We start from the raw sequence: 10,970 nt of genomic DNA, 5'->3' as shown, positions 1-10,970 counted from the left end.
GGGGCCCGCGCCAAAACCCGCGCGGGCCCCCGGGGGGGCGCCCGGGGGGGCGGCGGGCCCCGCCCCCGCCCGCCCCTCGCGTCGCCCGTAGCATGGACGGCGTGACGAGCGACGCCCCTCCTGCAGCCCCGGCCGTCGACGACCCGGCCTTCGTGCCGGCGGGCCTGACCCGGGTGCGGCTGACCGTGGCCTACGACGGCACCGCGTTCTCGGGCTGGAGCGAGCAGCCCGGCCGCCGGACGGTGCAGGGCGAGATGGAGGCGGCGCTCCGCACGCTCTTCGGCCGGCACGAGCACGTCCCGACCGTCACGGTCGCCGGCCGCACGGACGCCGGCGTGCACGCGCGCGGCCAAGTGGTGCACCTCGACCTCACGGACGAGCAGATCGCCCAGCTGCAGCGGCCGCACCGCGGCATGGTCGACCGGTCGCCCCTCGACGCGCCGACCGTCCTCGCCCGGCGCCTGAACGGGCTGGCCGGCTCCTCGGACGAGATCGTCGTCTCGGGGGCGCGACTCGCGCCTCCCGGCTTCCACGCGCGCTTCGGCGCGCTGTGGCGGCGCTACGAGTACCGCATCGCCGACCGCGGGGCCGAGCGCGACCCGACGAGGCGCAGCCACACGCTCTGGTACGACCACCTCCTCGACCTCGACCTGATGAGCGCGACGGCCGCGGGCCTCGTCGGGCTGCACGACTGGGCCGCCTACTGCCGCCACCGCGACTTCGCGACCACCATCCGCGAGCTCCAGCACTTCACCTGGAGGCGCGACGCCGACGGCGTGCTCGTCGCGACCGTGCAGGCCGACGCCTTCTGCCACAACCTCGTGCGCAACCTCGTCGGCGCCTGCGTCGCGGTGGGGGAGGGCGCGATGCCCGAGCACCGGGCCGTCGGCGTGCGCCGCGAGGCCGCGCGCAACGGCGAGTTCCGCGTGGTCCCGGCGACGGGCCTGACCATGGTCGAGGTGGGCTACCCGCCCGACGACGAGGTCGCGGCACGCGTCGTGCTCACGCAGGTGAAGAGGTCGGCCGCTAGCCTCGACGGATGAGCGCTCCCCGCCCCGCTGTCCCGTCCGACGTCCCCGAGCTGCTGCGCCTGATCGTCGAGCTCGCGGTCTACGAGAAGGAGCCGGACGCCGTGAGGACGACCGAGGCCGACCTCGAGCGCGCGCTCTTCGGCGAGGCGCCTGCCGTCTTCGCCTTCGTGGTCGACGGTGACGAGCCGGGCGAGCTGGCGGGCCTCGCGATCTGGTTCCTCACCTTCTCGACCTGGGAGGGCGTCCACGGCATCCACCTCGAAGACCTGTACGTCGCGCCGCAGCACCGGGGCGCCGGCCACGGCCGGGCCCTGCTGGCGCGGCTGGCGCAGGAGGCGGTGGCCAGGGGACTCGCCAGGGTCGAGTGGGCGGTCCTCGACTGGAACGAGCCCTCGATCGGCTTCTACCGGTCGCTCGGCGCCTCGTCGATGGACGAGTGGACCACCTTCCGGCTCGACGGCGGTGCGCTCACCGCCCTCGGCGCCTCCTGACCGACGGCTGACGGGGGAGGGCGTTGTCGTCCGCCGGCGACCGTTTGACGCCTCCGGGCGTGTCGGGTATCGTCGACCCTTGGTGTCTGCGCAACTGCGCGCGACGCCCGAAGTTGAGCCCTCCACCTGACTCGTTCTCGCGACATCGTCGCGACAACGGCAACGGAGCGGGATTCACGGACACCTCACCTCGACCAGGAAGCAGCACTACTGTGACGCGCACTTTCTCCCCCAAGCCGGCTGACGTCCAGCCGCAGTGGCTGATCATCGACGCGAACGACGTCGTCCTCGGCCGTCTGGCCTCGCACGTGGCAGCCCTGCTGCGCGGCAAGCACAAGGCGACCTTCGCCCCCCACATGGACATGGGCGACTTCGTCATCGTCATCAACGCCGACAAGGTGGCCCTCACCGGCTCCAAGCTGGCCGAGAAGCTCTACTACCGCCACTCGGGCTACCCGGGCGGCCTGACGGCGACGACCTACTCCGAGATGGTCGAGAAGCACCCGACGCGTGCCGTCGAGAAGGCCATCCGCGGCATGCTGCCGAAGAACTCGCTGGGCCGTGCCCAGATCAAGAAGCTGAAGGTGTACGCGGGTGCCGAGCACCCCCACGCTGCTCAGCAGCCCACGGTTTACACCCTCGACCAGGTCGCCCAGTAGCGTCCGCCTTCAGACTTAAGGACCCCCACACAGTGGCTCAGATCGCAGATTCCATCGACCAGGCTCCCGAGAGCTTCACCACCGAGAGCTCGGCTCCCGAGGCCCAGGCGACGCCCCGCGCCGTCCTGAACGTCTCCGGCTCGGCCGTCGGCCGCCGCAAGGAGGCCATCGCCCGCGCGCGCCTCGTGCCCGGCACCGGCACCTTCGTGGTCAACGGCCGCACCCTCGAGGAGTACTTCCCGAACAAGCTGCACCAGCAGCTGATCAACGACCCGTTCAAGGTGCTCGACCTGCTCGGCGCCTACGACGTGACCGTCAAGGTCACCGGCGGCGGCCCCTCGGGCCAGGCGGGCGCCCTGCGTCTCGCCATCGCCCGCACGCTGAACGAGATCGACCGCGAGAACAACCGCGCCACGCTCAAGAAGGCCGGCTTCCTCACGCGCGACGCCCGCGTCATCGAGCGCAAGAAGGCCGGTCTGAAGAAGGCCCGCAAGGCCTCGCAGTTCTCGAAGCGCTAAGAACACACGAAGGCAGGCCCGCGATGTCGCGACTCTTCGGTACCGACGGTGTTCGGGGCCTCGCCAACCGTGAGCTGACCGCCGCGCTCGCCCTGGGCCTCGCCCAGGCGAGCGCGGTGGTGCTCACGAAGGGGCACCACGCGGAGGCGCGTCGTGCCGAGGGCCGGCGGCCGGTGGCCGTCGTCGCCCGCGACCCCCGCATCTCGGGGGAGTTCATCACCGCCGCCGTCTCGGCGGGCCTGGCCAGCTCCGGCGTCGACGTGCTCGACGCCGGGGTCATCCCGACCCCCGCGGCGGCGTTCCTCGTCGACGACATCGGCGCCGACTTCGGCGTCATGATCAGCGCCTCGCACAACCCCGCGCCCGACAACGGGATCAAGTTCTTCGCGTTCGGCGGCACGAAGCTGCCCGACGAGGTCGAGGACCGCATCGAGGCCGCGATGAGCGAGCCGCAGCTGATGCCCGTCGGGGGCGACGTCGGTCGCATCCGGCGGTTCGCCGACGCTGAGGACCGCTACGTCCTCCACCTCCTCGGCGCCCTGCCGAACCGGCTCGACGGCATCCACGTCGTGCTCGACTGCGCCCACGGCGCGGCGTCGGCCGTGTCGCCCGAGGTCTTCACCGACGCCGGCGCGACCATCACCCTGATCGGGGCCGACCCCGACGGCATGAACATCAACGACGGCGTCGGCTCGACCCACCTCGACAACTTGGCCGCCGCCGTGCTCGAGCACGGCGCCGACGTCGGCATCGCCCACGACGGCGACTCGGACCGCTGTCTCGCGGTCGACGCCACCGGCGCGGTCGTCGACGGCGACCAGATCATGGCGATCATCGCCGTCGCCCAGAAAGAACACGGCAAGCTGGCGAAGGACACGCTCGTCGCCACGGTCATGAGCAACCTCGGGCTCATCCGGGCCATGGCCGACCACGGCATCACCGTCCGCCAGACCCGCGTCGGCGACCGCTACGTGCTCGAGGACATGAACGAGCACGGCTTCACGCTCGGAGGCGAGCAGTCCGGCCACATCGTCTTCAGCGACTACGCGACGACCGGCGACGGCATCCTCACCGGCTTGTCCCTCGTGGCGCGCATGGCCGAGACCGGCAAGACCCTCGCCGAGCTGGCCCAGGTCATGACGGTGTTCCCCCAGATCCTGATCAACGTGAAGGGCGTCGACCGCGAGCGCCTGGCGGGCGACGAAGGCGTCGCCGAGGCCGTCGCCGCCTTCGAGCGCGAGCTCGGCGACTCGGGTCGCGTGCTGCTCCGCCCGTCGGGCACGGAGCCCGTCGTCCGGGTCATGGTCGAGGCCGCCGACCAGGAGACCGCCGACCGCGTCGCGCACGCGCTCGCCGACGTCGTGCGCGAGCGCCTCGCCCTGTAGCGATCCGCTGCGTCGAGGGAGCGACCGGGCCCACGTGTCGAGCGTGTCGAGGTCCTGACCGAGTCGCGGTCCAATCGTGCCCGCGGTGCGGGCACGATGGGCACATGACCCTCTTCGTGCCGGCTGTCGTCTTCGCCGTCCTCTACGTCGTGAGCCGGCGCCGCGATGCTCGTCGGCTCCGTAACGGGGTGTTCCTGGTGGGCGCACTGGGCTCGCTGTTGCTCGCGGGGGTGCTCGAGCTCGCCGCGGCCAGCGCGCTCCTCCAGCTCCTCGTCTTCGCCGGGGCCGGGCTCGCGGGCGTGCTGGTGCTGGTGCTCGCCGGGTTCCTGGTCGGCAACGGCGTCACGATGTCCCGCCGGGAGGGACGCAGCCTCGGGAACCTGCTGTCGCTCCTCGCCGGGCTCGCCCTCCTGGTGCTGCCCCCGGCCTCCGTGGCGCTGATCTTCGTCCCGGCCGGCACCGAGCTGCCCTCGGGCGTCGTCACCATGTCGATCGCGCTCGGAGTGCTGATCGTGTTCGCCTGCCTCTACGCCGCGGCCACCTTCGCCGCCTTCGGCCTCTACTCGATCGTGTACAGCCGGTACCGCCACACCGACAGTCCCGACGCGCTGGTCGTGCTCGGCTCGGGGCTCGTCCGCGGCGAGGTGCCCCCGCTCCTCCGCAGCAGGCTGGACAAGGCCCTCGCGATCTACCGTGCCGTCCCCGAGGGCGCGGCGCGGCCGCTGCTCGTGCCGTCGGGAGGTCAGGGCGCCGACGAGCCGCGGCCCGAGGGCGCGGCCATGGCCGAGTACCTGCTGGCACACGGGGCCGACCCTGCCGACGTGCACCCCGAGACCGCCTCGACGAGCACCCGCGAGAACCTCGTGCTCTCCCGCGAGGTGCAGCGGGCGGCTGGTCTGGAGGGCAGCACGCTCGTCGTCACCAACGACTACCACGTGCTCCGCGCGGCCCTGCTGGCACGGGCTGTCGGCAGCGACGCGCAGGTGGTCGGGTCCCCGACCGCGGCGTACTACGTGCCGAGCGCGTTCCTCAGGGAGTACGTCGCCATCATGGTCGAGCACCGGCGGCTGAACGGCGTGGCCGTCGCGTCGATCGCGGTGTTCGTCGCGCTGTTGGCCGTGGCGTCGTTCCTGCCGGTGTGACGACCGGCGGCGGCCCAGGGTGTCGGCCCGCGCCTCCTCGGGCCTAGATCTTGCGGAGCAGGACCGAGCTGACCTTGTGGTCGGCGGCCTTGCGCAGCACCAGGGTGGCGCGTGACCGCGTCGGGAGGACGTTCTCGATCAGGTTCGGCTCGTTCACCGAGCGCCACACGGTCGAGGCGAAGGCCCGGGCCTCGGGCTCGTCCATGTCGGCGAAGCGGTGGAAGAACGAGCGCTCCTGCGTGAAGGCGCTCTTCTGCAGCGCGAGGAACCGGTCGACGAACCAGCTCTCGATGTCGCTCGTGCGGGCGTCGACGTAGACGGTGAAGTCGAAGAGGTCGCTCAGCGCGAGCCGCCCCGCGACGGGGGGCTGCAGCACGTTGAGGCCCTCGACGATCAGGATGTCGGGACGCCGGACGACCACCTCGGCCCCCGGCATGATGTCGTAGCTCGTGTGCGAGTAGAAGGGCGCCCGCACCTCCTCCGCGCCGCTCTTCACCTGGGAGACGAAGCGCAGCAGGTGCCGGCGGTCGTACGACTCCGGGAACCCCTTGCGGTCCATGATGCCGCGGCGCTCGAGCTCGGCGTTCGGGTAGAGGAACCCGTCGGTGGTGACCAGCTCGACGCGGGGCGTGTCGTCCCAGCGGCTGAGCAGCTCGCGCAGGAGGCGCGCGACGGTCGACTTGCCGACGGCCACCGAGCCCGCGACGCCGATCACGAACGGGGTGCGCTGCGCCCGCTCGCCCAGGAAGTCGCTGGTGGCCCGGTGCAGGTTGCGCGCGCCGGCGGCGTAGAGGTTGAGGAGGCGGCTGAGCGGCACGTAGACGTCCTGCACCTCGCGCATGTCCAGCCGGTCGCCGAGGCCGCGGAGCTGCACGATCTCCGTCTCGGTCAGCGGGAGGCGCGTCGCCGGGGCGAGGTCGGCCCACGCGTCGCGGTGGATCTCGACGAACGGCGTCGCGTGGGTCGTCGGGGAGCTCGCGTCGGCCATGGGCCCGAGGCTACCCGGTCGGCCGCTCGGCGCACCCGGGCGTGCCGCGGGGCCGGCCGGGCCGCCTCGCGAGGGCTCGTCGGTCGTCTCCCCGGGCTCCGCCGAGCCACGCCCGGGGGCCTCGCCGACCGACCAGCGCCGACGCCCTAGGATCGTCTGCATGTGTGGAATCGTGGGATACGTGGGCTCTGCCGGAGCCGGTGAGAAGAGCGTCGAGGTGCTGCTCGGCGGCCTGAAGCGGCTCGAGTACCGCGGCTACGACTCGGCCGGGGTCGCCGTCATCGGCGCGGACGGTGCGCTCGACAGCCGCAAGAAGGCCGGCAAGCTCCAGGTGCTGGTCGACGACCTCGAGGCCGACCCCCTGCGCGACGGCCAGACCGGCATCGGCCACACCCGCTGGGCGACGCACGGCGGACCGACCGACGAGAACGCGCACCCGCACCTCGCCGACGACGGCAAGCTGGCCCTCATCCACAACGGCATCATCGAGAACTTCTCCGAGCTCAAGGCCGAGCTGCTCGCCGAGGGCGTCGAGTTCCTCAGCGAGACCGACTCCGAGGTCGCGGCGCACCTCGTGGCCCGGGCCTACCGTGCCACCGGCGATCTCGCCGAGGCGCTGCGCACCGTCGTCGCCACCCTCGACGGCGCCTTCACCCTCCTCGTCGTGCACGCCGACCAGCCCGGGGTCGTCGTCGGCGCCCGCCGCAACTCGCCGCTCGTGATCGGGCTCGGCGACGGCGAGAACTTCCTCGGCAGCGACGTCGCGGCGTTCGTCGCGCACACCCGTCGTGCCATGTCGATCGGCCAGGACCAGCTGGTCACCATCCGCCCCGACTCGGTCGAGGTCGTCGACTTCGACGGCGCCCCCGTCGAGACGAGCGAGTTCGAGATCGACTGGGACGCCTCGGCCGCCGACAAGGGCGGCTGGTCCAGCTTCATGGCGAAGGAGATCAGCGAGGAGCCCGAGGCCGTCGCGAAGACCCTGCTCGGCCGCGTGTCGGGCGGCGTCGTCTCGCTCCGCGAGCTGGACGGCGTCGCCGACCGCCTCGCGACGGTGGACCGCGTCATCGTCATCGCCTGCGGCACCGCCGCCTACGCCGGCATCCTCGGCAAGTACGCCATCGAGCAGTGGGCCCGCGTGCCCGTCGAGGTCGAGCTCGCCCACGAGTTCCGCTACCGCGACCCCGTGCTCGACGAGAAGACGCTGGTCGTCTCGATCAGCCAGTCCGGCGAGACCATGGACACGCTCATGGCCGTCAAGTACGCCCGTGAGCAGGGCGCGCAGGTCCTGTCGATCTGCAACACGCAGGGCTCGACCATCCCGCGCGAGTCCGACGCGGTCATCTACACGCACGCCGGCCCCGAGGTCGCCGTCGCGTCGACCAAGGCGTTCGTCGCGCAGGGCACGGCCCTGTTCCTGCTCGGGCTGCACCTCGCGAAGCTGCGCGGCACGCTCAGCACCGACGAGATCGCCGCGCAGGTCACGGACCTGCAGGCCATCCCGGAGAAGATCGAGCGCGTGCTCGAGTCGTCCGAGCGCATCCGCACCCTGGCGGGCTGGATGGCCGACACGCGGTCGGTGCTGTTCCTCGGCCGCCACGTGGGCTACCCGATCGCCCTCGAGGGCGCCCTCAAGCTCAAGGAGCTCGCGTACATCCACGCCGAGGGCTTCGCCGCCGGCGAGCTGAAGCACGGCCCGATCGCGCTGATCGAGCCCGGCCAGATCGTCTTCGTGATCGTGCCGTCGCCCCGCGACCCGCGCTCGCTGCACCCGAAGGTCGTCTCGAACATCCAGGAGATCCGCGCCCGAGGTGCTCGCGTCATCGCGATCGCCGAGGAGGGCGACGCCGCGGTGCTGCCGTTCGCCGACGAGGTGCTGCACATCCCGCTGGCCGCGCCGCTCTTCGAGTCGCTGCTCGCCGTCGTGCCGCTGCACGTCTTCGGGATGGAGCTCGCCGCGGCCAAGGGCCTCGACGTCGACCAGCCGCGCAACCTCGCCAAGTCGGTCACCGTCGAGTAGCGGGCCGCCGATGACACACCCCCGCAGATCGTGATCGTGGGCATCGGGGTCGACGTGGTCGACCTGGGGCGCTTCCAGGGCTCGCTCGACCGCACGCCGGCTCTTCGCTCCCGCCTGTTCGGCGAGGCAGAGCAGGTGCTGCGCGACGGCTCGCCCCGTCGCGTCGAGTCGCTGGCCGCCCGCTTCGCCGCCAAGGAGGCGCTGATCAAGGCCCTGGGCGGCTCGGCCGGGGTGCGCTGGCACGACGTCGTCGTCGAGTCGGACCCCGACGGGGCGCCGAGCCTCGTGCTCGCCGGGGGAGCGCGGTCGCTGGCCGACTCGCGGGGCGTGACGCGCCTCCACCTGTCGCTCAGCCACGACGGCGGCGTCGCCGTCGCGTACGTCGTCGCCGAGGGGCCGGAGCCCGGCAGGGCGCCGTCGGCACGGTCGTCCGACGAGGAGGCGGTGGGCGCGTGACGCAGGACGTCCGGCTGACCGTCGACACGGCGGCCCTCGCCCACAACGTCGGCGTGCTCCGCGCGAGGGCGGGCTCCGCCCTCGTGATGGTCGTCGTGAAGGCGAACGCCTACGGGCACGGGGCGGTCGAGAGCGCCCGTGCCTTCGCCGCCGCCGGTGTCGACTGGCTCGGCGTAGCCGACCTCGACGAGGCCCTCGAGCTCCGCCGCGCGGGCATCACGACGCCGGTGCTCGCCTGGCTGCACGCGCCCGGCGAGACGTTCGAGCAGGCGGCCCGGCACGACGTGACGCCCGCGGTCTCCGACCTCGCGCAGCTCGAGGCGGCCGCGGCGGCAGGCGTCCGCGCCGTCCACCTCTGCGTCGACACCGGGCTCAGCCGCAACGGGGCCGTCGAGTCCGAGTGGCCTGCCCTGTTCGACCGGGCCGCCGAGCTGCGCGACGTGCTGCCCGTCGAGGGGCTGATGAGCCACCTCTCGAACACGTCGCCCGAGGAGGACGGGCTTCAGCTCGCCTCCTTCCTCCGTGCCTCCGCCGCCCTCGGCGAGCGGGGGATCGAGCCGCCGCTTCGGCACCTCGCGGCGTCGGCGGCCGCCCTGCACTACGAGGGCTCGCACGGCACGATGGTGCGCTTCGGGCTCGCCGCCTACGGGCTGAGCCCGTTCCCCGACCGCACGTCGGCCGACCTCGGGCTGCGACCGGCCCTGACGATGACCGCCCCGGTGACCTCGACCAAGCGCGTCCCGGCCGGCGAGGGAGTCTCGTACGGCTACCTCTTCCGGCCCGAGCGCGACACCACCATCGCCGTCGTCCCTGTCGGCTACTCGGACGGGATCGACCGCGCCGCGAGCGACCGCGCGTCGGTGACGATCGGGCAGCGGACCTACCGCGTGCGCGGCCGCATCGCCATGAACGCCCTCGTGATCGACGTCGGCGACGACCCGGTCGAGGTCGGCGACGAGGTCGTCGTGTTCGGCGACCCGGCGCTCGGGCGACAGGGCGCCGACGACTGGGCCCGCGCCTCCGGCAGCATCACCTGGGACGTCGTCGCCTCGCTGTCCGCACGACTCCCGAGGAGCACCGCATGACGGCCTGGATGCGCCGCGCGACGATCGACCTGGCCGCCTACCGGGCGAACCTGACCTCGCTGATCGAGCGCATGGCGCCGGTCGAGGTGCTCGCGATCGTCAAGGCCGACGCCTACTCGCTGGGCGCCGAGGTGATCGTGCCCGAGGCGCTCGCCGCCGGGATCCGCTGGTTCGGCACGGTCGAGCCGCAGCCCGCGTACGAGATGCGCCGGGCGGGCGTCGGCGACGAGGCGTCGTTCTTCGCGTGGCAGCTCGGACCCGACGAGGACTGGGACGCCGCCGTGCGGCTCCGGGTCGACCTCGGGGTCTCGACCCTCGAGCAGCTCGAGGCGTTCGCCGCCGCCGCCCGGGCGGCGGGCCCCGACCACGAGGCGCTCGTCCACCTCACGATCGACACCGGGCTGCACCGCGAGGGCTGCCTGCCCGCCGACTGGCCCGCCTTCGTCACGCGCGCCGTCGAGCTGCGCGACGAGGGCTCGGTGCGGCTGCGCGGCGCGTTCTCGCACGTGTCCGAGACGAGCGAGGCCGACGACCACGCCGCCTCCCTCGTGTTCCGCAAGGCGCTCGAGGACGCGGAGGCGCTGGGCGCGACGTTCGAGAAGCGCCACATGTCGTCCAGTTCGGCGGGCATGGAGCACCCCGAGCGGCGCTTCGACATGGTCCGCATGGGCTCGAACGGCTACGGCAACCCCGTCACGGAGGGCGTGACCGCCGCCGACCGCGGGCTCCGCCCCGTGCTGACCCTCGGCGCCCGCGTGGTGCGCGTCAAGCGCGTCGCGGCCGGCACCGGCGTCTCGTACGACTACACCTGGCGGGCCGAGCGCGACACCACTCTCGCCCTCGTGCCCCTCGGCTACGCCGACGGTGTGAGTCGGCGTGCGCAGCAGCGGGCCCAGGTGACGATCCACGGCCGTCGGCACCCGATCGTGGGCCGCGTCGCGATGGACCAGTTCCTCGTCGACGTCGGCGACGACGTGGTCGAGGTCGGCGACGAGGTGCTGCTCTTCGGCCCCGGCGACGACGGCGAGCTCACCATCGGCGAGTGGGCCGACCTGACCGACAGCATCCCGGAGGAGGTCTCGTGCCGCATCGGCGCGCGCGTGCCGCGGCACTACCTCGGCAGGACCGGCGGGGGAGCCGATCCCCGCGCGACCGTGCCGGCGACGGCGCCCGCGCCCGTGCCCGTGCCCGCGAC

At 72.9% G+C, this 10,970-nt stretch carries 11 protein-coding genes; 10 read left to right on the top strand and 1 reads right to left on the bottom strand.

All coding sequences use genetic code 11. From position 1 onward, the window contains the following. Positions 1–92: 92 nt before the first annotated feature. The 6 genes from RWM17_RS08270 (at position 93) to RWM17_RS08245 (ending at position 5,226) form a co-directional block, all read left to right on the top strand. Complete coding sequence (locus RWM17_RS08270; RefSeq protein WP_399540311.1) at positions 93–1,043, top strand: tRNA pseudouridine synthase A; 951 nt, start codon at positions 93–95, stop codon at positions 1,041–1,043. Continuing rightward, positions 1,040–1,522, top strand: coding sequence for a GNAT family N-acetyltransferase (locus tag RWM17_RS08265; RefSeq protein ID WP_314102613.1), 483 nt, complete (start codon positions 1,040–1,042; stop codon positions 1,520–1,522). Before RWM17_RS08270 ends, RWM17_RS08265 begins: the two co-directional genes overlap by 4 nt. Before the next feature lie 212 nt (positions 1,523–1,734). Continuing rightward, positions 1,735–2,181, top strand: coding sequence for a 50S ribosomal protein L13 (gene rplM, locus RWM17_RS08260; protein WP_146902850.1), 447 nt, complete (start codon positions 1,735–1,737; stop codon positions 2,179–2,181). Positions 2,182–2,213: 32 nt separating this feature from the next. Beyond that, positions 2,214–2,699: a 30S ribosomal protein S9 gene (rpsI, locus tag RWM17_RS08255; RefSeq protein WP_123547710.1), complete on the top strand. Its 486-nt coding sequence runs from the start codon at positions 2,214–2,216 to the stop codon at positions 2,697–2,699. Between the two features lie 23 nt (positions 2,700–2,722). Beyond that, positions 2,723–4,084 carry a phosphoglucosamine mutase gene (glmM, locus tag RWM17_RS08250; RefSeq protein ID WP_314102610.1) on the top strand — a complete coding sequence of 454 codons (1,362 nt, stop codon included), beginning with the start codon at positions 2,723–2,725 and terminating at the stop codon, positions 4,082–4,084. Positions 4,085–4,188: 104 nt separating this feature from the next. After that, positions 4,189–5,226 (top strand): YdcF family protein, encoded by a 1,038-nt coding sequence (locus tag RWM17_RS08245; RefSeq protein WP_314102608.1) that lies wholly within the window; start codon positions 4,189–4,191, stop codon positions 5,224–5,226. A gap of 43 nt (positions 5,227–5,269) precedes the next feature. On the opposite strand, the gene coaA is transcribed toward RWM17_RS08245, so the two are convergent. Further along, positions 5,270–6,214 carry a type I pantothenate kinase gene (coaA, locus tag RWM17_RS08240; RefSeq protein WP_314102607.1) on the bottom strand — a complete coding sequence of 315 codons (945 nt, stop codon included), beginning with the start codon at positions 6,212–6,214 and terminating at the stop codon, positions 5,270–5,272. A 160-nt stretch (positions 6,215–6,374) separates the two neighbouring features. On the opposite strand from coaA, the gene glmS reads away from it, so the two are divergent. From glmS to alr (RWM17_RS08220), 4 genes are all read left to right on the top strand, one after another. Further along, positions 6,375–8,234: a glutamine--fructose-6-phosphate transaminase (isomerizing) gene (glmS, locus tag RWM17_RS08235; protein WP_314102605.1), complete on the top strand. Its 1,860-nt coding sequence runs from the start codon at positions 6,375–6,377 to the stop codon at positions 8,232–8,234. A 30-nt stretch (positions 8,235–8,264) separates the two neighbouring features. Next, positions 8,265–8,690, top strand: coding sequence for a holo-ACP synthase (locus tag RWM17_RS08230; protein ID WP_314102603.1), 426 nt, complete (start codon positions 8,265–8,267; stop codon positions 8,688–8,690). Continuing rightward, positions 8,687–9,775: an alanine racemase gene (alr, locus tag RWM17_RS08225; protein WP_314102601.1), complete on the top strand. Its 1,089-nt coding sequence runs from the start codon at positions 8,687–8,689 to the stop codon at positions 9,773–9,775. The genes RWM17_RS08230 and alr (RWM17_RS08225) overlap by 4 nt, the downstream gene beginning before the upstream one ends. Continuing rightward, on the top strand, positions 9,772–10,970 hold a 1,199-nt coding region (gene alr, locus RWM17_RS08220; protein ID WP_314102600.1), incomplete at its 3' end, for an alanine racemase. The genes alr (RWM17_RS08225) and alr (RWM17_RS08220), both read left to right, overlap by 4 nt.

It is taken from the genome of uncultured Frigoribacterium sp., assembly GCF_963515265.1.
Classification (GTDB): domain Bacteria; phylum Actinomycetota; class Actinomycetes; order Actinomycetales; family Microbacteriaceae; genus Frigoribacterium.
The sequence above is the reverse complement of the archived record's forward strand: the minus strand, read 5'-3'. Positions and strand labels throughout refer to the sequence as shown.